Below are 18,863 nucleotides of genomic sequence, written 5' to 3'. Positions count from 1 at the left end.
TAGGCCAATCAACTTAAAAGACTTTCTCTTTATTTAAAATTTTCTAAAAAAATAAACTACTTTTTGATTTGACTGATATGTAGAGTTGGTTGAGAACTTGAGAGGGATAGACTTCATCTTATTGCAAGAATTGGAAATAATATGGCAAAGTTTAAACGTCGCGATAACTATTTTTGCTTCATGGGACTTTCAGTACTTTTCAACGTCAGCCATAGCAGGAGCTTCACCCAGGAAATTAGAGCAATGTTCAGAATTGTCCTTGTTCCTGAGTCAAGATTTGAAGCTAAGAACCTCCACTATGTGATCCTGATTGATAGGAGTTACTCCATGAAGGGTGAGAAGCTGGAGATGGCCAAGGAGGGAGCTAGGTTACTTGTTGATAACCTGCCCAAGGATAGTCGTTTCTCCTTACTGGCCTTCAACGAAAAGGTGTCGATAATCAAGGAGCATGAACATCCTTCAGAGATAGGGAAGGAACTTGAGGGCCTGAAAGTTGGAAGTGGTACTGCAATGTATAAGGCATTGGAGGAGGCATTTAACCTAGCTAGAAAGTACAGCGAACCGACTTATGTCATATTGCTCACTGATGGGGTTCCCTCAGACATGGGGTGTATGCCTGGGCTATCTAGGAAATTTGACCTAAACAGATGTCTTCCCGTATATCAGGGATTGTCAGTACCTGAGAACGTACAGATCATATCCTTTGGAATTGGAGATGACTACAGCGAAGAAATACTCACTGAGGTTTCGGAGAAAGGAAGAGGCTTTTTTTATCATGTTACTGACCCTGCTCAAATCCCTGAGAAGATGCCCAAGCTTGTAAAATCTGAGGTTGCTGCTAGTGACGTAACAGTGGATCTAGTGTCCGAGTCCCCTGTGAAATTACTGAACTATGATTCCCTGCCTGTAAGGATAAACGCTGTTGAAGGCGTGGTAAAAATTTTTGGAGAAACGGTAATTCCCAAGGAGTACACGGGAAAGTTTATGACGCTTAAGGTTAGGTACAGGGATGAGAAGGGGATGCAGGATAGGACACAGGAGTTCTTCCTGACCCGCGCACAGAACCAGCAGGACTTCATCTCTGGCATCGACAGAGACGTCATCATGGAGTATGAATATCTACAAACACTTCAGAGCTACTCCAGGGACCTAGAGGCTAGAAACTTGGTTGAGGCCACTAAGAAGTTGGATAGACTAAGGGAGATAGCGGAGCAGACCAGGAGACAGGACCTTCAAGAGGTTGCAGAGGAACTCACGAGAAAGATGTCAAGCGGAGAAGGTAACGCGAAGGAGATTGCGAGCGAGGTTACAAGGAAGATGAGGAGTGCGGAGTAGGGCTATTTATATTGCGGGGAGGGTTTTCTATTATGATAGAGTTTGAGGTTGTGAAGGAGTTTCCAACAGGCCTTCGTGAGAGGATTTGGGAAGTAGTCAAGGACGTTAACTCGATGCCCAACTACTGGAAGGGCATAAGGGAACTTCACATAAATAAGGTATCGGAGAACGTGTTTGAGGGCGAGGTTAGATTTGCGTTTCCTTCCACATCTAGGGTGAGGATAGAGGTTCTTGATCGCGCTGTAGTTCTCCATTTTCTGAGTGGTATCCTGAAGGGAACAAACAGGATCGAGGTTAGGGACTCAACCATAGTCTCGACGTGGAAAGTCGAGATGCCCCTTTATATGAAACCCTTTGAAGGAAGGAACAAGGAGCACTTCTCCCAGGGAACTGAGCATGCACTTGAGAGGATAATTGAGGCCGTGAAGTTACCCTCAGTCTCGTAATAATAACGCTCAGATAACATGAGAAAGGCGTTAGTTCTTTACGCGGGACAAGTTACTCCAAGACTATTCCAGTAGGTTTATCTCGACTCCCTGCCTTGATAGAAAAGTCTTAGCCTTGAGAAACTCTAGATCAGCAGTCACAAGTTCGCTTGATCCCAGAAGAACGGCATAGCTCACGTGAAGAAGATCAAGAGTCCTTAATTTCACCTCTTCCGCTATCCTTAACGAGAAATGAACTACCTCCATCATATCCCCCATGAGCGAGGACCTAACCTTAGAGAGACTCCTCACTGATATGTTGAACCTGTTAATGATGCTCACAGCGTTGGGTAGAGGGTCAGCCATATTCCTCGAAAGGTAACTAACTAGTTCTACGAAACTCAACTCTGACGTGATTCCACCCTTCTCTAGCTCACTTATGGCCTTATCCCTTCTAGGATCGTTGAGGATGGACAGAAGAATAACGCTAGTATCGAAATATTTCAATATCTATCCCTTTCACTCAAGAAGTCCTCTAATCGCTTATCTATGAGGGGGATACCCACTTTCTTAGACCTGTCAAGAACCCGCTTCCACTGGTCAGCCTCCTTGAGCCCCTCGGAGATAATGAAGACTAACGCCTCATTTCTCGAACTGAACAACCCTAAGGATATAAGTTCATCTATCTCCCTGATCATATCCCTCTTCAGCCTTACAGAGACTACTTCACTCATAGTACACTATGTATAGTATACAAATAAAACCCTTTCCGCGTATATGCTTCTCCAAGGGTTAACTTGTAAAAGAATATTCCCCTGAAACATATTAGGCTCACGTTTATATTTTCGGAATGTCCATCTTTTTGTGGTACCTATGGACGTTCTCATTTTCTCATCCAGCCGTGAGGCCGAAATGGAGGAGCCGGTATTCTGTGACAGGGACACAGTGAAGGTAGACGAGAGCAAGTGCAAGGGGAAATCCCTGGGCGTAGCACCGACAGTTTCCAGGATGTTGAAGATGCTTGGGTATAAGGTCGTCATAGTGGATCCCTTTGCCGAGGATGGAGACTATGAGGCCGACCAAGTGATTAGGGGGAATACTTTTCAAATTCCCGACGAACTCGTTAAGGACAAATACGTTCTGGTCGCGACAAAACATGTTTACGACACGTGGGCTTTGATGAAGGCAATCCTTGGTGGTGCCAAGGAAGTTGCAGCAGTCATGAGCGTAAGGAGAGCGAAAGTAATCCTAAAGAGGTTACTACAGGCTGGGATTCCAAAGGAAAAACTGCTCTCCCTTAGGATACCTGCTGGACTAGATCTAAATGGGGAGCAGGAGAACGAGATTGCGCTAAGTATAGTTGCGGAAATAGTTGCAGTCTCAAGGGGAGGGACAGGGATACCCCTTAGGGATAAGAAGGGACTTGCCAAAGTAGTGGAGGAGCTTTGATAACTTACGAACCCATAGGTTTTATTGAAGTAGAGGGTGAGCCATCCAGAGAGAAAGAGTCCTTCGTGGTTGTGAGACCAGATCTAGCAGAAGGTTTGTTGGGACTAGATGAGTTTTCTCACGGGATAGTCATTTATCATCTTCATCTTGCCAGTTTTAACGGCCCAATTAAGGTTAGGTCAGGTGAGAGGGTGGGCATATTTGCCACTAGAAGCCCCAATAGGCCCAATCCCATAGGTATATCGGTAGTAGAGATCCTGGAAGTTAAGGGAAACAGGGTTAAGGTTAGGGGATTGAATGCATTCAACGGAACTCCAGTCCTAGATATCAAGCCATACGACAGGTGGGACTCTGTGGCTAACCCGAGGGTGCCTAGATGGCACCAGGTCCAACACTAGAAGAGTAACCTGGCAGTCAACCTCACAAATGGTGCTAGGGCTCCGTGGTCCTCATCTAGGTAAACGAACCTTGTATCTGAGGTTATTGCATCCAACGTGCTAAGTTCTGAGAGGGGAATGGCGATCTCCCTGACCAGTACTTCCCCACCCCCTAGCTGAACCACCCTCCTAGGCTTTATCCTCACGCTTCTCTTCACAATTTCTGACCTAGTTGCCCCAAGTACCACAAAGGCATTCCTTGATTCCTCCATTAGTTCCCTGAACTTCCAGTCACCAGGTTTGAGGACAGCGTTGAAGAAATCGGGTTGCGGATACATCCCTCTACCGTTACCGGGAGAACCCGTGTAAAGGGTCCCCAGGTAATTTAGTACCTCTCCATTTCCAATGAGTTCCTTCCTTTCCGTCTTCACTCCCTCATCGTCAAAAGTATAATATACGTGTGAATAGGAGATGAGAGGATCGTCATAAACCGTTATGTCTGGAAGACCTCTCTCATCCTTGTTTAGAAGGGGTGAATCTGCCCTCAACATGGACACGAGGGCCCGCAAGAGGTGAGAAGTAGCTTCAGGATCTAGGATCATTCTTCCCCTCTCCACGAAGGTTGGAGTTGGCTTAAATCCTGTCTCCTCCTTAAGAAACTCTAAGACGCTAGGGATATCCATTGGGTCTCCCGTGAAGGCGAACTCTCTATCCTCTGACTTGACAAAGTTCACGATCTTCTCCTCTAGACAGGAGTAATCATCCCAGATGATCTCCCTCTTCACTTTCCTAATCTCTATCCGATCGCCCGACTGAATTCTCTCGAGAATTTCCTTTGCCCTCTCCCACTTATTAAGAGAAGGATGGATGAAGGAACCGCAAAGAGGCTCAGGTTTTTGATCTTTCCCAGAACTGCTCCATCCAGAGTCCGTCAAATATCGGGTAACACTCCACTCGACACTCTTGGTATATATCAACGAGTTGCTCCCCTTCCTCTCCTTTATTATGGACTCCTGATGGACGCTTATTTTCATGGGTCATATTTAGTCGGGTCAATTGAAAAAGGTTCCCTACACTTGAGGAATTGATGATGTTGAAGAATGTACTATCCCTTAATGTTTAAACCTAGAAGACCTTGTTATACCTATGATAGTAGTTGGAGTTGACGGTGGAGGAACTAAGACAAAGGCGATAGCCGTCGAGTGCACTAACGGGGTAGGGAAAATAATTTCAGAACATGAAACTGGGGGATCGAATTTTCACAATGTGGGAATAAAGAAGGCAGCTCAGAGGATAAGGGAGGCAGTTATGGAGAGCACAAGGGGAGTCATCCCTGACCTGTTGGTGATGGGTCTAGCTGGTTTGGACTCGAGGTATGACTACGAAGTTCTCTGGGAAAACCTTCACGAACTGGGTAAACAGGTAATCATGGATAATGACTCCTTCTTTCTTCTGTACAGCGAAACTAGGGGAGGAAAGGGAGTCATAGTGATCTCGGGAACGGGTAGCGTAATCCTAGGTTTAGACGGGAGCAGGAAAGTTAGGGCAGAGGGAGCAGGATGGTTCCTCTCTGACACGGGTTCCGCATACTGGATTGGAAGGGAGGCATTAAGATATCTCACGAAGGTTCTTCAAGGAGTAGAGAAGGAGACAGAGATGACGAAAGCACTCATGAAATCGCTCAGGATAAGAGATATTGACGACCTAATATACTGGGTCTATCATAAAGGTCATAAAGTGGAAAGGGTGGCCTCTGTGTCCAAGATAGTGGACAAGGCCTCAAGGAAACGAGATGATGTGGCCACCTCGATTCTGAGTAGGGCAGCAAATGAACTGGGTGAGATAGCTTCGCGTGTTGCCAGAGAAGTTAGGTCTGACTCAGTTTACGTTGTGGGAGGAATGTTTAGGTCTAGGACTTACTTGAGGGAGTTCGAGAAGGTCATGTCGAAGTGGAAAATTAAGGTGCTAAGAATAGACAAGGATCCCACAATGGGTCCTCTTATGTATGGTCTCGACAAAATCAACTGTAAGTTGTCTGTGAGTTGAAGTCTCTCGAGAAAGCCCAAGTCCTTTAAAAGCCAGAATTTCTAGATAAGCCTTCCGCCCTGATATTTTCCTTGATACACCTTTTCCGTGGGTGAGTCGAGCCTCGAGAATATGAGATGGATAACTCCCATTCCCTTCTTCAGTTTTCCTCCCCTTAAGGTACTTATGGAGATGATAATCTTTCCGTGATAACCTGCATCTATCACTGTCGGAGGTGCGATGAATCCATTCCTCGCCAATGTACTCCTCAAGGTCATAATGGCAATAGTATCTGCAGGCATATTTACCTCTTCACAGCTCTCAAACAGGTAAGTATTTCCAGGCTCTAAGGTAGCATACTCCGAAAAACTTAGCTCTTCCAGTTCAGATTTGACTTCGGGTAACTGAGAGTCCCCCTTAACCCTCCAGTACTTTTCACCACAGATTCTAAGATCGTATCCATTTTCCTTAACGTTTTCCATGGAATAGTTTAATATCATGTTTCCCAGGGACTTGACAATTGATTGATGAGCGTAAATCACAGAGTTCTCATTGTTATCTAGAATTTTTAAGGAATCCCGCTTACTCCCCGTTTGAATTAATCTTCCTTATTCTTGCCTTCAGCATCTCCACGCTAAACCTCAAGTTATCCACTGCCTTTCCTAGATCTCCCAAGTCTGTGAGAAAGGGAATTGCCTTAAGGAAGAGGCTTTCAATCCCCTCCATTAAGTCCAGGGCTGAGGACTTAAGGTCAATATCTAGGTTAACCCTCTCCCTCCTAATGACGGAGAGAACGTACGCGACGGTTATTGTCTTAAACACCTCTTCCAACCTGTTTATCTCCTTCAAAGACTCCAAGATCTGGGATACCTGTTCTACTAGTTCTAGATTTCCTGCTTTCATGTATTCATGTAACTTAGCTGTCAACATCTCACTTAACTCTGACCTAGCAAGTTCACTCGCCTTGATTATATCCTCCGTCTCAGGAATCTTAAGATAAATTACCGTGCCGAAAACATCGTCGCATGTGTTAAGCGGTATATCCTCTAGGTACTCCCTAGAACCTAAGTAGTGCTCAGCCCTTCTTTTGTACATAGATAGATCCTTGAAAGCCGCTATACTCATTAATAATCATTTATGAAATTCTTACTTATAAAGATGATTAGTGAGTCCTTTTTTGTAAAATGAACAAGCGCTAGAAACTAGATTCTTTTAAACTTGGTAGTCAAGGTTGATGGATCTGGAATCAGTGCTCCCTCCCTAGTATCCCCAGTGTAACCGGCGAGTTTAGCATGTCTGAAGAATTCTTCATCGAGCCTGTCGCTAGGGGTAGAATCCAATTCCCGCAAAGCCTCAACAAGACTCTTCCTCAACACTTCAAGATACTGGGAATCAAGGGGAATTGGAACGTCTGCGTCCGAGTGATAGACTGTGGTCATGTCATCGTTGTAGAGCACGAGACCAGGGATCCCCCTCTGCACGAAGGGATAGTGATCAGAGAACGGTGTAGGCATTTCCACTCGCTTTACGGGAAAATGTCTGGACAGGAACCATAGGTCAGGGGTTCCTGAGAATACGACCCTAGATGGATAGATGGCGTCTAGGGATATCACCGCAAATACGTGCTTTACAGGAAACTGTGATGAACCTGTACAGCATCTTGGCCCTTCCTCTGAGGAGAAGAAAACCAGCTTGACCCCATGCCTTAGGTTAGATCTTTCCAGGTCTTTCTTCATGTCCACCAAGAGTTGAACGGATAAGATATTGTCGTGAAAACCAGATAACCAGTGATCCACGTGAGCGCCAAGCAGAATGTAGGAGTCTCCCTCCCTTAAGGTGATCTCCAGGTTTCTGGAGTTCACCTCCACAAGCCTTGTATCAGAGCAAAGTTCAACATAGCCGTCGACATTCCTAGACGCAAAGAACGTAGGAGGTGAGCCTTGAGGAAGAGTTATTCTTCTCAGCTTTCCTTCCTCCACAATTATCACCCCCTCATATTGGGAAAGTGATAAGTTCTTGAGCTCAAAGGGATGGGAAGGCATTGGTAACAAACCTATCTCCCTTCCCACTTTGCCCTTAACGCAACCTGAGGTGTAGGGCATTGCTACCGAGGGTATGTTTTGACCATTCACAAGGATCTCAGAGAATCTGACATCCCAGAACTTTGTATTGACAGGGATTGATTTGTAGTCCGGAAATAACTCCTCAAGTTTTTCAAGAATCTTTAATTCCACAGGCCCACCATGGATCGCTTCACCTAAGTCGAATAGTTGTTTGGCCAATTCCATGAATGAACATCTCCTCTACAACGATGAATCCTTGTCTTCTCCCTCCATTATCTTCACGAATCTTCTAATTGTCCAATATGTAACTGGTTCCCTATTTCTCCTTAACTCCCTAACCCTGCTGAAAAGCTCGCAAATTTCGTCGTTCCCGATACTCTTACAACACGCAATCACATCTTCATCAGATAATGGGATTTTCCCTTTAGCACAACACTTGGACCTTATGAATGACCTTATACCCCTGTACAAGTTATTGACTGAGGATATTTCGTCTCTTCTCGCTATTCCTTCAAGACTCATTTTCGCCTGAGTCCTAGAGTAACGGAGGAGCTTACTGCACGTCTCATCGGTGAAAATAAATGTAAAATTGGGCAGTGATCCACATATGAGCTTGGAGTCATTTAGAACGTAATAACATAGGGGATCTCCATCTTGGCATAACTTGTTTAAGGTTTCTTCATCGATCACGACAGGAGAGAGATCCATTGAGGCCAAGTCCATGAGAACGCTCTTGTCGTTGGTAATTGCAATCACGTTAATATCTGAAATTCCATCTACGTAATCCTCCCTAGTATAGGAGCCAAAGTACAGGAGAGCCTTAACCTTACCGCAAACATCTTTGAATTGCGAGTCAGATATCACAGAAATACTTAGGGGGAAAAGGTATTTGTACTCTCCTACAGGGTAAGCAATTAAGGGTTCTAGTCATACGTGATTGAACGTCTAGGGAACGACCCGCTGAACTAAGATGAGTTGAATATATGATTACGAAATCACTTAAAATAAACTAATAGTGAATCCTGATCCAATTTGTGACTAAACAGCACATTCACGCTGGCACTAGGGAATATGCTCTTTGTAGACTCCACAAAACTTTTTTCAGAACCTAGGTAGTCCTTTGATACGACTATTACAATTTTCTCTACATTTTTAGGTAAAATAAGAGAAAGCATCTTCCCAAGATTTGAGACAGCTTTCATGGGGATCTTCTTGGGGGTAGAATTAACTCTGAACGATGATATTAACACCTCTAACAGCTCCGGCTCTATCTGCTCATTTCCCCCTCTCGCCATGATATCAGCCATCATTACTCTTCACCACGAGTGAAGGAATCGACATGTGTGCTGAAAGAACCCCCACTTAACACCTTATTTGTAAAATAAAATTTTAAAGATTATGCTCATGTTCAATCTCAAGACAGGGAAGAATCGCCGTCAGTATTAAATTCCAATGTTCCAGCAGATGGCCAAATTAACTTAAGGATGATTGCTTGTCACGCTCTTACTTATGCTACCTCTATTTGTATCACTTATATCTCGATATTACGTAAAACATGACTAACCCTTCACTAGACCAATTACCAACCCTATAATGAACGCAATGGAGTTGTAGGGGAGTAAGTCCAAATAGGCGGACACCTTAGACTCTGCTTGAGTTGCAGTCTGCCCCAAGCTCATCAATGCGTGTTCCACAGAAGTAGGAGTTATTGCACCTACAGCAATTAAAATAATCACTATGGCTAGAATAATTATCCCAACCTTAATCACATTCTTTATAAGGAACCCTATAAGTAACCCTAAAACAAAGGCCACTATCAACGACACGACAGAAGTTTCAGTAATTCCAGGAATTGGTGTCATAATACCTATGAGAAAAGGTGACTTTTAATGTTTGTGACAATAAACTGAATCCATGAAAGTCGTAAAATATGAGCTAGAGGGAAAACTTGAGATTAATGGGAAGATAACTACATTTAAACGAAAATATAGACATCTTAAGTTCGCCAAGGACTATATCAGGTCGCTGACTGGTGCCGAGGTTAAATGGAGCGAAGATAAAGATAAGATCACGGCGGAGTACAAGAGTCAGGGAATTTCCTATCAATTTGAAATAAGGAGAAATAGGATAGTAAAGCCTAAGAAAGAAAGTCAAGAAAAGAAGGAAGAGAAACAAGCTAAACAAGAAAGCAAGGAAGGGAAGGCTGAGGAAAAGAGCTCAGAAACTAAATCTCAGGCTGGTACCACTGCTAGCTGAACGTGTGCCTTAAAGTCGTTTTCATCGTGTTTGCTAGGCTTATCATGTCAGCTATTACCCTTTCATATAATTCTTCCTTGTTGACCCAGTACATGTATGCTGGCCTTCCCTTTCTCTTCTCGTCTTCTGTAACTTTCTCCCTGTTTATCAATCCCTTGTAAAGCAAATTATTGATTGACTTGCTTATGGAGGCCTTAGTTACCTTTAAAGCCTCAGCCAAATCCTCAGTGGACATTTTCTCTCCTTTGCAAGTCAGGACATGCAATACTTCAACGTCACTCCTTGAAAGACCGTAGAGGAATCCTATGACGTCCTGTATATCAACTTCCCTTCCATCAGGGAATCTTATCTTATTTGTCATCTTGTTCATTTCTTTCTCACTAAACTCCATATGGGATAACTTGATTAAAAAAATGTATATATGTTAATGTTCAGAACAATATGAAAGTATACACTTATATATAAAAATGTACATCTTTGTTTGAACTCCTGAACAAAAGTGGTAAAGGTTGTTAAAGTCGAGCTAGATAGAGGAAAGGGAAGGCCTAGTTTTGTCATTGTTTTAGGATTTCTTTTTGCATATTGTGCTGGTACGCAACTAGGATTTTCCTATTTGGCACGTGTCGAATCATATATTTTCAGGATATGAGAAGGGATATTTAACAGGGTTAATACAACGAATCTGGGTATCATATACCAAATGTATAACTCCCCTGAAAGAGATTTGATATTATGAAATGGGAAACCCCGTGCGAGCAAGCGTTTAACACTGTGGTCCCGTACCTCAGAGTTGCTATTATGAGGAGATTGGTTGAAAGGAAGGTTCCTGTGAAAAGGGCTGCTAAGCTCATAGGCTTATCTGCAACCTCATATGAGAAAAGGGTGAAGGATGAGTCCAAGCTCAAATCCCTCCTAGGCAACCCTGACATCTCGGACATGATAGATGGGGTTGTGAGCAGAATCATTTCAGGCGAGAGGGTAGAAGAGACCACCTTCTGTCTCCTCTGTTCCAAGTCTAGGGAGGTTTTCGGGTTACCTCCCTGTATGATCTAACTAAAACGTTACCCTAACGTCAACCGCAAAGGCTCCCTTCTCATTGACCATTAGAGGATTTATGTCCATCTCCTTCACATTTAGATCCAAGATGAGCCTCGATATATTGGAGACCGTTCTTATCACAGAACCCTCGTCATAACCCCTCTTTCTTGCCCTAATCATGTCCAGGAGCTTGCTTTCCCTTAACATTTCCAGAGCCTCATCCTCGTACACTGGGGCAATGCCATAGCTGACACTTTTCAGGACCTCTACATATATTCCTCCCACGCCGACCAGGACTGTGTGACCAAACACCGGATCCCTGATTCCACCCACATAGGCCTCCAGACCTGTTAGCTGTTCCTGAATCATTACCCTCTTGGAAATCTTGGAGAGGAGATCAAACTTCTCCTTAACCATGTCTCTTTCCACGTTCATGTAAACCCCCTTGAGCTCGGTCTTGTGTACCGGCTGATCTGTGGAGATTTTCATGACCACAGGGTAACCAATAGAATCCGCTAGCCTTTGCGCCTCCTCCAGCGTGTTAGCAATCCCCCATCTTGGCGTCCTTATTCCATAGAGTTCCATGAGCTTAAGCCCCTCATAATCTGCCAAGAAACTTTTACCCTTGCTTAGTTCCCGTGCGCTGTCAATGGGTTGGGTAACCCTAACCTTTCTTCTTGGTGAAGGTCTCTTCACTAGCTTGCTTATCGCGTTCACGGCCTCCTCAGGGAACGTGAAGACGGGGATCGAGGCTGATTCAAGAATTCTCGAGGCTGAGTCTTCGTCATATCCCATTGTTACACCTATGATTCCTTTTCCTTTGAAGTTGAGCAGGACCTTTGCCACCTCCGTACAGCTTATGAATGGCAAGGACTCCACAATTACTAGTTTGGTGCAATCTAGGTCTGATACTATCTTGAGCGAATTTAGATACCTGTCTCTTCCTGCATCTCCGGATAGGTCAAGGGGATTCTTCGGTATGCTTTGGGGTGGAAGAACCTTTCTGAGTTCCATGTTTAGCCTTTCAGGAATCTTCACGAGGGATAGTCCAGCCCTACTTATGGCATCTGAGGTCAGCACACCGTGACCTCCTGAGTTGGTCACCACCAGGATCTCTTCCCTGATAGGTTCCGAGGAGTTAACAAGTTTTGATAGGTTTAAGAAATCCTTAAGGTTCTCAACAAAGATTCCTCCCACTGTCTTTATGGCTGCCTTAAAAACCTCGTAAGATCCTGCTAGACTCCCAGTGTGGGTCTTTACGGCCTCTGCGCTCTGGGCCGAGGCACCTCCTTTGATGAAGATGACCGGTTTCCTGGATGTGGCCTCTGGAACCACGTTGAGAAACTTCTCTCCGTCAGATACTCCCTCAATGTACACAAAGATTGCCTTAGTTTCAGGATCCTTCGCTAAATAATCTATAACCTCGTACTCCTTCACGTCAGTCTGGTTTCCTAGACTAACGAGAAAACTTACACCTGTCCTAGATTTCTGAGCCCAGTTAAGCATGTAAGCACCTATTCCACCGCTCTGTACCACGAGGGCAATTTCTCCACGTTTAACGTCTGCGAAGGCGAAGGTACCGTTATAATCAGGAGTTAGAAGACCCATGGTATTTGGCCCAAGAAACCTTATCCCATACTTGTTAGCAATTGATGCGACTTCCCTCTCTAGCTTTTCTCCTTCCTCTCCTACCTCCCTAAAGCCGGAGGTGATAACTATGGCCGACCTTACGCCTTTCTCACCAGCCTCTTCCATAACCCCTGGAACTGACTCCCTTGGCACAGAAATGATGGCAAGATCAACGTCGTCTTGTATATCCTTCAAGGACTTATAAGATTGGACACCCTCGATGGTTTCTGATTTATTGTTGACAGGATAAACCTTACCGCGAAAAGTAGATGCGACGTTTCTAAAAATCACGTTTCCAACTTTCTCCCTGTTGCGTGAAGCTCCTACGACCGCTATGGTTCTAGGCCTAAAGAGGTAATCTAGCGACATACCAGAAATTGAGCCTCATGGTTAATAATAGAAATGGTGATCGTATCATGTCACTAGAAGTCCGTGAACTACTCCGCCCTTACGGACGGAGCATCCCCACCCTCGCAGATGGGGACTTCCGCTCCCTCAACCCCCGTGAAGGTTAAAACACAGGAGTTCAACATCACCTCATGAGGGTTAAATGCATAAAATGTGGAAGGGAGAGGGAAGGCGTAGAGGTTAGGTGCAAATGCGGTGGAGTCTTCAAGGTAGAGGTGGATACCCCATTTTCTAAAGACCTGAGGGAAAACTTCCCTTACGTTAAGAGATGGATTTCCCTAGGTGAATGGAACACCCCCTCTATTAGGGTTGAAGGCTTTACATATAAGCTGGATTTCCTTAATCCCACCGGTTCATACAAGGATAGAGGATCGGTAACCCTAATTTCTCACCTTTCTCAGCTTGGGATAAGGGAGATCTCTGAGGACTCATCTGGTAATGCAGGCGCCTCTATAGCTGCCTACGGAGCTATGGCTGGGATGAAGGTGAAGGTCTTTGTTCCCTCAACTGCAAGGGGAGGGAAACTAAAACAGATTGAGTCTTATGGGGCTGAAGTTGTCAGGGTGGAAGGCACAAGAGATGACGTATCACGGGCTGCAGAGAACTCTGGAGCCTATTATGCGTCCCACGTCCTTCAACCTGAGTTTAGGGACGGAATAAGGTCCTTAGCCTACGAGATAGCGAGGGATCATGGATGGAAATCCCCAGGAGAAGTATTTTTGCCCACGTCAGCAGGTACTCTACTCCTAGGAGTTTATGAAGGATTTAGACACATGGTCAGCGAGGGAATCCTAGATAAGATGCCTAAGTTAGTTGCAGTTCAAACGGAACAAGTGAGTCCAGTATGCTCCAAGTTCCGTGGAATAGAATATAGACCGCCAAGTAGGGTCACCTCTATAGCTGACGCGCTAGTTTCAACGAATCCCGTACTCATAGATGAAATGATTAGGGTTCTTCAAGAGACAGGTGACTGCGTAGTTGTTAGTGAAAATGAGATTATAGGCTCTTGGAAATATCTTTCCAGGAAAGGGATACTTGCCGAGTATAGCTCTGCGGTGGCGTTAGCCGGGGCAAGAAAATACGAGGTGTCAGATCCGGTTATAGTGCTAACGGGAAATGGACTTAAGACTTTATAGAAATGATAACCATGAAAATAATTTAGAAAATAATATAACTAGCTTTATTTTATTTAAATAAAATTCTTAGATGTAATCTATATCTCCTTTATACTCTTTACATAAAGTTCAACACTGTTAATCATAACATGATCTTTTAATCTGGGAAAATGATCATAATAAGATAGAAAAGAGATTTGGTTGGTCTAGATGATTAGATTTTCAGTTTTAGGATTCAAGGGCGGGGTTGGCAAGTCCACCATTTCGCTCCTCCTTGCAAAGAAGCTAGCTGAAACTTACAGGGTAACCCTGGTGGACAGGGACAACACAAATACGATTGGCAGACTTTATGGACTTAACAATGGTCTGATTAACGCTTTAAGTGAAGATAAAGAGGGTAACTTCCTTGCTAGAGATGGAAACTTGCAAGTTGTAAGTATGGTGAGGTTCTTCCCTAGAAGAATGCCTTCTCCCGAAGAATTGGCGCCCATATACAGGGATATCCTGAAAGACAGTGACGTTCTCATTACGGATAACCCTCCTAACCTTGATGAACTATGCGAGATTGAGTACAAAGCTTACAGACTTGCTACTGGAGAGGCCCATTGTAACAGTATTTTCGTCACAACTCCAGGTGTCGCCCTTAGACTTACCCTCAAGCATATGAACGAAGTTCCTGGTCTATTGAGAGAATGGGTTCCAGATACTCGTTACTTCAGGTTGACCGCTCTTGTCATAAACATGGTCAAGGGAGAGGTCGAGGATGTACCAGTTGAGAGAAAAGTAGTAATCCCGTTCCATAGGGAGATGTTTTACAGTGGACTCCAGGTTGACTCATACCTTCCAGGCATCGAAAAACTAGTTGAACTTACTAAAAATACAATTCAACTTGAACTAGTTACTGAGGAGGAGAGGACTCAGCTTGGTAGAAAGGCTTAAAATGGTCTAATTGATACTATATGTTTTAAGTGATAGCAAATGCTATACAGAAAAGTCTTTGAAGGCATAGCCTACTCCATAGTGGAGGACGATGAGGCATCGATCGTGTTCTTAGAGGGTAAGCCCGTAGCGGGCTCCTGCATAGAACACGGGAATCATGAACTATTTGACGTCAATTGTCCCCATATGGAACAGCTACTAAAGAAAGTTTTTTCTTAAAACTTGTAAGCTATAACCGCTATTTCTACCAAAGATCCTCTTGGTAAATCCCCAACTTGCACTGTTACCCTTGCGGGAGGTTTTTCCTTGAAGTATTTAGCGTAGACCTCATTGAACTTGGGAAAGTCCTGGAGGTTCCTGAGGTAAACGAAGCTCATGGTTACATTGTCGAGCGTCATCCCAGCAGACGAGAGGATTCCCTTTAGGTTTTCCATTACCTGTTTAGTCTGCTCCTCTATTCCTCCCTTCACCAACTCATTAGTCTTTGGGTCTAGTGGTATTTGACCAGAAACGAAAAGTATCTTATCAACCAACACGGCCTGGGAGTAGGGACCTATGGGCTTGGGAGAGTTTTCCGAGTAGATTATTTCCTTCATGGGGTATGATCTACGCTGGAATTAAAATGGCTTCCCTCTCACTTTCCCAATCTATAACTTAAAAATGGCTTCCAAATCATATCATGTGCAATTGAAAATATCATGGGTTGATCTTCCCTCTGACGCCATTCCTCACTCAAACAAAGATAGTGATGGAGATCTAGATGTTATATCCTCGGCATTGACTGACACGCTAGTTCAGAACATGCCAAGTGAAATAGTTGAGCTAGACCCTGGAAAGATAATGATGGCCTCCCTACTCTCCAGTAAACTCGTGACGGGGGTCTTGGGACACTTGGATGAGCGGAGATGGGGAGGAAAATACTACTCCGGTGACATATCAGCGTCGTTGGGAGAGACCATGGCATATGCTCTCCTGGAGAAGAAATTTGAGGTAAAGTTTCTTGATATTATTCCACTGAGGCAGGTCAAATACCTAGGATTTTCTCCCGATGCAGTGATAGACGTGAGCAAGTATCCGAAACTCATTTCGTTCCTAGGCGGAAAAGGATTACTCTTCCTTAATGCCAGGGGGTCATATAGATGGTCCCAGGCATGGCTCCACAGGAATCTAAGGAGAGATATGGTGCAGGTGGAGAAGGTGAGATATCCGGATAATTTCGCCATACTCACCTACCTGTATAGAGATCAGGAATGGAAAATGATGGCTGTGGTGATAAGACCTTGAATTGCATAGAGGAGATTGGAAAAGCATATTTCCTTTCCTGGATTGGGGACAAGGAGTTCGTGGACAAGGTGAAGAGGGAGTGCCTTAAGCAGTTTGAGGAACCAGTACTGAAGGAGGAGCTAGCTAAGATAAGCGAGATGACGAGGCGAGACTGGGAGCTACCAGCACTCCTTAGGGATCACGGAGTTGAGAGCGACAGGCTGGTCAGGGCGACAATACATGAGTTCCTAGAAAGGCTTAGTTACGCCACAGAGCCAAGGGAGATTGAAACTCTTGGGAAAGTTAGGTTTAGTGTGAGCAATCTCGAGTTCGTAAAGGTGGTAAGGGGTTATTGCGAAAACTGTGTTGGGTACAAGTTTGAGATGGACGCATACGGATTTGGGATTAGGTATGAGAAACTAATATATATAGAGACAAGGGGAGACGCCAAGGAGATGATACGAAAGTTAGTTGAAAGCCCGTAGGGACTCATACTTTGACTAGACAGGTAAGCGTGTAAAACATCTCAGCTCTTGCAACCTGAACATCACCGTTCACTGAGCCTGGAAGCTCATCATCATTCACGATAGTGATAATCAAATATTTCTCTTTACCTCATATGGATCCATGAGGATCCTGGAACTTACAAAGGATGAGCTACTCTCGCCCATAGGGGTTATTCCTGTGGGAAGTATAGAGCAACACGGCCCACATCTCCCCTTGGGTACGGACTCCATAATAGCTGAGGCTGTCGCGGAGAAGGTGGCTCAGATCGAGGGGCTCTTACTCTTTCCTGTAATGTATTATGGTTGTTCCGTGGAACATGGGGACCTACCGCACGTGTCCATTGAAGACGTAAATTTTCTGAACATGATGAGAGATATCCTTGAATCATCTGTGAAACTCAACATAAAGGGTCTCGTCCTTGTTAACGGTCATGGAGGAAATACTGACCTCTTGAAGGTTGCCACGAGAAGAGTTAACTTCACGCGGTCTCGGCCCAAGGTTATGTTAGTTGATCTTCATGAAATAGAGGTCTTCTCCCAATATAGGGACCTTCATGCTGGGACCGTTGAAACTTCCCTTCTGTTGTATCTAAGACCTGAACTGGTGAGATTGGACAGGATACCGTCCAGCGTGAGTTTCTCTCCGTTCACCTTCACTCTCATCACCTCTGAGAAGGGAGGGAGTAACGGAATTGTGGCTGAGAAGGTAGAGCCGAGCAAGGAACTGGGTGAAAGGGTATTCAAGGAGATGGTTAACTTCGTCATGAACAGGGTTAAGGAATTTAGATCTGTGATAACCTAGGGTGTCTCTCTTCCCACGAGGATCTTGGAACAGTCCCTAACCCTAGGCCTGAGTTGAAGCGAAAGGATTCCCTCATAACTCGCCTCTAGAATCGTCCCCTTAGTTATCTTTATTTTGCCAATTCCATCTGGACTTCTAAATCTAAATTCTATATCTGTAACTATTCCAGGATTAACCCTTAGAATTCCAGATAACATGATAGCATCTCTAAGCTTAAAGGTCCACTCTAAGTCAGTTACTCTTCTGATTTCTACAACCTTTCCCATACACCTCAAAAAATCCTCAATATCTATCATAACATAACCACCACGTCCTTACAATCATACTTTCGTTGAATCAAAGGCCTTAACTTGGTCTGAAGAGTATTAGCAATACACTCAAGGTACTTTGTGTTCTCCTCATCAACCTGGCCAATTCTATACGAATATCTAAAGATAGACAACTGTGACGGGGGTTTGTATCTTCCCAGTTGATCCCTCCACGCATCAACCACGAAAACCTTGGTAGGATTTTCCAGAATTACTATCACATCCCTCCAGTAAATGTAAGGAGCGGTGAGAGATGACACGGAGGCCCACTGTATGGAAGGTTTAATGATCATCCATACATCTTCCTCTCTATACTTCTCATTCCTAAAGACGTGACTATTGCAACTCCGTTGAAAACCATCGCAACTACACCACTTCCCACGAAAGGTATCTCTGTTGCGGCGTCGAAGGGATTAGCTGGCTTATGCCCTAGGACTGAACCGAATATTACTCCCATGAGAACAATAACCAAAACCGACTTAACAACGTTCATCACGTAAATCCTGTTAAGCATGAGTTGAATTCCTAGTATCACTACGGCGTCAAACATCACCGAAAATATGGGAGTCCCTACCTCCAATGCAAGCAGTGCAATATTTGGTACCTCGAAGGAGCCAGAAACGTCGTATACATAGGCTGCCTCGAATGTAGAACGGATTATTGCCAATGTCATGAAAACGACTGCAGCCACAGACGAGAAGAAGTATGATACAATTGTCGCATATCTAAAATAATTAAATCTAGGATCTGGATTTTGAGCCATATGTATCGTGTATAATCCTTTAAAAATCTATAAAAATTTTTCCTTCAAATCAAAAGATATTTCGTTCTTCTCTTAAAAGAGATAAATCTTTTTTAAATAATATGGGCTCAACAATTAAAGGATTATAGATCCAGCATTTAGGTCTCAAAATCTAGGGAAGAT

28 protein-coding genes are annotated in these 18,863 nt (G+C 44.2%); 13 read left to right on the top strand and 15 right to left on the bottom strand.

What is annotated here, in order from left to right:
- Positions 1-180: 180 nt before the first annotated feature.
- A complete protein-coding gene (locus ACI49J_RS04515; RefSeq protein WP_240252949.1) occupies positions 181-1,335 on the top strand; it encodes a VWA domain-containing protein in 1,155 nt (384 codons plus the stop codon).
- A 32-nt stretch (positions 1,336-1,367) separates the two neighbouring features.
- The gene (locus tag ACI49J_RS04510) at positions 1,368-1,781 is read left to right on the top strand and encodes an SRPBCC family protein (protein WP_240252948.1); all 414 of its coding nucleotides are present in this window, start codon (positions 1,368-1,370) and stop codon (positions 1,779-1,781) included.
- Positions 1,782-1,844: 63 nt separating this feature from the next.
- Here ACI49J_RS04510 and ACI49J_RS04505 read toward each other — a convergent pair whose 3' ends face one another.
- Positions 1,845-2,267, bottom strand: coding sequence for a PIN domain-containing protein (locus ACI49J_RS04505; protein ID WP_240252947.1), 423 nt, complete (start codon positions 2,265-2,267; stop codon positions 1,845-1,847).
- Positions 2,264-2,494, bottom strand: coding sequence for a ribbon-helix-helix domain-containing protein (locus tag ACI49J_RS04500; protein WP_240252944.1), 231 nt, complete (start codon positions 2,492-2,494; stop codon positions 2,264-2,266). The genes ACI49J_RS04505 and ACI49J_RS04500 overlap by 4 nt, the downstream gene beginning before the upstream one ends.
- 139 nt (positions 2,495-2,633) lie before the next feature.
- On the opposite strand from ACI49J_RS04500, the gene ACI49J_RS04495 reads away from it, so the two are divergent.
- Entirely contained in the window at positions 2,634-3,209 is a 576-nt protein-coding gene (locus ACI49J_RS04495; protein ID WP_240252943.1) for an XdhC family protein, read from the top strand.
- Positions 3,206-3,607, top strand: coding sequence for a tRNA (N6-threonylcarbamoyladenosine(37)-N6)-methyltransferase TrmO (tsaA, locus tag ACI49J_RS04490; RefSeq protein ID WP_256464104.1), 402 nt, complete (start codon positions 3,206-3,208; stop codon positions 3,605-3,607). The genes ACI49J_RS04495 and tsaA overlap by 4 nt, the downstream gene beginning before the upstream one ends.
- Here tsaA and ACI49J_RS04485 read toward each other — a convergent pair.
- Positions 3,604-4,620: a metallopeptidase TldD-related protein gene (locus ACI49J_RS04485; protein ID WP_240252942.1), complete on the bottom strand. Its 1,017-nt coding sequence runs from the start codon at positions 4,618-4,620 to the stop codon at positions 3,604-3,606. The genes tsaA and ACI49J_RS04485 overlap by 4 nt on opposite strands.
- Before the next feature lie 112 nt (positions 4,621-4,732).
- Here ACI49J_RS04485 and ACI49J_RS04480 point away from each other — a divergent pair, with 112 nt between their 5' ends.
- Complete coding sequence (locus ACI49J_RS04480; protein WP_240252935.1) at positions 4,733-5,632, top strand: BadF/BadG/BcrA/BcrD ATPase family protein; 900 nt, start codon at positions 4,733-4,735, stop codon at positions 5,630-5,632.
- Between the two features lie 41 nt (positions 5,633-5,673).
- Here the strand turns inward: ACI49J_RS04480 and ACI49J_RS04475 are convergent, their stop codons facing one another.
- The 6 genes from ACI49J_RS04475 to ACI49J_RS04450 all read right to left on the bottom strand — a co-directional run bounded on the left by ACI49J_RS04475 (position 5,674) and on the right by ACI49J_RS04450 (position 9,536).
- Positions 5,674-6,153 carry a dCTP deaminase domain-containing protein gene (locus tag ACI49J_RS04475; protein WP_240252932.1) on the bottom strand — a complete coding sequence of 160 codons (480 nt, stop codon included), beginning with the start codon at positions 6,151-6,153 and terminating at the stop codon, positions 5,674-5,676.
- 40 nt (positions 6,154-6,193) lie between these two features.
- Positions 6,194-6,736, bottom strand: coding sequence for a hypothetical protein (locus tag ACI49J_RS04470; protein WP_240252929.1), 543 nt, complete (start codon positions 6,734-6,736; stop codon positions 6,194-6,196).
- Positions 6,737-6,813: 77 nt separating this feature from the next.
- Positions 6,814-7,899, bottom strand: a complete 1,086-nt coding sequence (locus ACI49J_RS04465) for a M28 family peptidase (RefSeq protein ID WP_240252927.1) — start codon at positions 7,897-7,899, stop codon at positions 6,814-6,816.
- Positions 7,900-7,914: 15 nt separating this feature from the next.
- A complete protein-coding gene (locus ACI49J_RS04460; protein WP_240252925.1) occupies positions 7,915-8,538 on the bottom strand; it encodes a hypothetical protein in 624 nt (207 codons plus the stop codon).
- A 131-nt stretch (positions 8,539-8,669) separates the two neighbouring features.
- A complete protein-coding gene (locus ACI49J_RS04455; RefSeq protein WP_012021340.1) occupies positions 8,670-8,984 on the bottom strand; it encodes a DUF4898 domain-containing protein in 315 nt (104 codons plus the stop codon).
- 249 nt (positions 8,985-9,233) lie between these two features.
- Positions 9,234-9,536 (bottom strand): hypothetical protein, encoded by a 303-nt coding sequence (locus tag ACI49J_RS04450; RefSeq protein ID WP_240252924.1) that lies wholly within the window; start codon positions 9,534-9,536, stop codon positions 9,234-9,236.
- 52 nt (positions 9,537-9,588) lie between these two features.
- On the opposite strand from ACI49J_RS04450, the gene ACI49J_RS04445 reads away from it, so the two are divergent.
- Complete coding sequence (locus tag ACI49J_RS04445) at positions 9,589-9,930, top strand: hypothetical protein (protein ID WP_048060096.1); 342 nt, start codon at positions 9,589-9,591, stop codon at positions 9,928-9,930.
- On the opposite strand, the gene ACI49J_RS04440 is transcribed toward ACI49J_RS04445, so the two are convergent.
- Positions 9,923-10,300: a MarR family transcriptional regulator gene (locus tag ACI49J_RS04440; protein WP_409366466.1), complete on the bottom strand. Its 378-nt coding sequence runs from the start codon at positions 10,298-10,300 to the stop codon at positions 9,923-9,925. The genes ACI49J_RS04445 and ACI49J_RS04440 overlap by 8 nt on opposite strands.
- Before the next feature lie 362 nt (positions 10,301-10,662).
- Between ACI49J_RS04440 and ACI49J_RS04435 the strand changes: the two genes are divergently transcribed.
- Positions 10,663-10,983 (top strand): transcriptional regulator, encoded by a 321-nt coding sequence (locus ACI49J_RS04435; RefSeq protein WP_012021343.1) that lies wholly within the window; start codon positions 10,663-10,665, stop codon positions 10,981-10,983.
- On the opposite strand, the gene ACI49J_RS04430 is transcribed toward ACI49J_RS04435, so the two are convergent.
- Complete coding sequence (locus ACI49J_RS04430; RefSeq protein WP_240252923.1) at positions 10,984-12,966, bottom strand: acetate--CoA ligase family protein; 1,983 nt, start codon at positions 12,964-12,966, stop codon at positions 10,984-10,986. It lies immediately after the preceding gene.
- A 170-nt stretch (positions 12,967-13,136) separates the two neighbouring features.
- Between ACI49J_RS04430 and ACI49J_RS04425 the strand changes: the two genes are divergently transcribed.
- From ACI49J_RS04425 to ACI49J_RS04415, 3 genes are all read left to right on the top strand, one after another.
- On the top strand, positions 13,137-14,141 hold the full coding sequence (locus ACI49J_RS04425; RefSeq protein ID WP_240252921.1) for a pyridoxal-phosphate dependent enzyme: 1,005 nt from the start codon (positions 13,137-13,139) through the stop codon (positions 14,139-14,141).
- Between the two features lie 189 nt (positions 14,142-14,330).
- Positions 14,331-15,059 carry a P-loop NTPase gene (locus tag ACI49J_RS04420; RefSeq protein WP_240252920.1) on the top strand — a complete coding sequence of 243 codons (729 nt, stop codon included), beginning with the start codon at positions 14,331-14,333 and terminating at the stop codon, positions 15,057-15,059.
- Positions 15,060-15,098: 39 nt separating this feature from the next.
- Complete coding sequence (locus ACI49J_RS04415) at positions 15,099-15,278, top strand: hypothetical protein (protein ID WP_012021347.1); 180 nt, start codon at positions 15,099-15,101, stop codon at positions 15,276-15,278.
- On the opposite strand, the gene ACI49J_RS04410 is transcribed toward ACI49J_RS04415, so the two are convergent.
- Positions 15,275-15,655: a RidA family protein gene (locus ACI49J_RS04410; RefSeq protein WP_240252918.1), complete on the bottom strand. Its 381-nt coding sequence runs from the start codon at positions 15,653-15,655 to the stop codon at positions 15,275-15,277. The two genes, ACI49J_RS04415 and ACI49J_RS04410, sit on opposite strands and share 4 nt — an antisense overlap.
- Before the next feature lie 85 nt (positions 15,656-15,740).
- Here ACI49J_RS04410 and ACI49J_RS04405 point away from each other — a divergent pair, with 85 nt between their 5' ends.
- The 3 genes from ACI49J_RS04405 to ACI49J_RS04395 all read left to right on the top strand — a co-directional run bounded on the left by ACI49J_RS04405 (position 15,741) and on the right by ACI49J_RS04395 (position 17,630).
- On the top strand, positions 15,741-16,343 hold the full coding sequence (locus tag ACI49J_RS04405; RefSeq protein WP_240252916.1) for a hypothetical protein: 603 nt from the start codon (positions 15,741-15,743) through the stop codon (positions 16,341-16,343).
- On the top strand, positions 16,340-16,807 hold the full coding sequence (locus ACI49J_RS04400) for a hypothetical protein (RefSeq protein ID WP_240252915.1): 468 nt from the start codon (positions 16,340-16,342) through the stop codon (positions 16,805-16,807). Before ACI49J_RS04405 ends, ACI49J_RS04400 begins: the two co-directional genes overlap by 4 nt.
- Positions 16,808-16,949: 142 nt before the next feature.
- Positions 16,950-17,630 (top strand): creatininase family protein, encoded by a 681-nt coding sequence (locus ACI49J_RS04395; protein ID WP_240252914.1) that lies wholly within the window; start codon positions 16,950-16,952, stop codon positions 17,628-17,630.
- Here the strand turns inward: ACI49J_RS04395 and ACI49J_RS04390 are convergent.
- From ACI49J_RS04390 to ACI49J_RS04380, 3 genes are read right to left on the bottom strand one after another with little or no spacing between them, the layout of a single operon-like run.
- On the bottom strand, positions 17,627-17,926 hold the full coding sequence (locus tag ACI49J_RS04390) for a hypothetical protein (RefSeq protein WP_240252913.1): 300 nt from the start codon (positions 17,924-17,926) through the stop codon (positions 17,627-17,629). The two genes, ACI49J_RS04395 and ACI49J_RS04390, sit on opposite strands and share 4 nt — an antisense overlap.
- Positions 17,923-18,231 carry a hypothetical protein gene (locus ACI49J_RS04385; RefSeq protein WP_012021353.1) on the bottom strand — a complete coding sequence of 103 codons (309 nt, stop codon included), beginning with the start codon at positions 18,229-18,231 and terminating at the stop codon, positions 17,923-17,925. Before ACI49J_RS04385 ends, ACI49J_RS04390 begins: the two co-directional genes overlap by 4 nt.
- Positions 18,228-18,701 carry a hypothetical protein gene (locus ACI49J_RS04380; protein WP_240252912.1) on the bottom strand — a complete coding sequence of 158 codons (474 nt, stop codon included), beginning with the start codon at positions 18,699-18,701 and terminating at the stop codon, positions 18,228-18,230. Before ACI49J_RS04380 ends, ACI49J_RS04385 begins: the two co-directional genes overlap by 4 nt.
- Between the last annotated feature and the right edge of the window lie 162 nt (positions 18,702-18,863).

Source organism: Metallosphaera sp. D4-4, assembly GCF_046245145.1.
In the GTDB taxonomy this organism is placed as follows: domain Archaea; phylum Thermoproteota; class Thermoprotei_A; order Sulfolobales; family Sulfolobaceae; genus Metallosphaera; species Metallosphaera sedula.
This window is presented reverse-complemented; position numbering and strand designations above follow the sequence as displayed.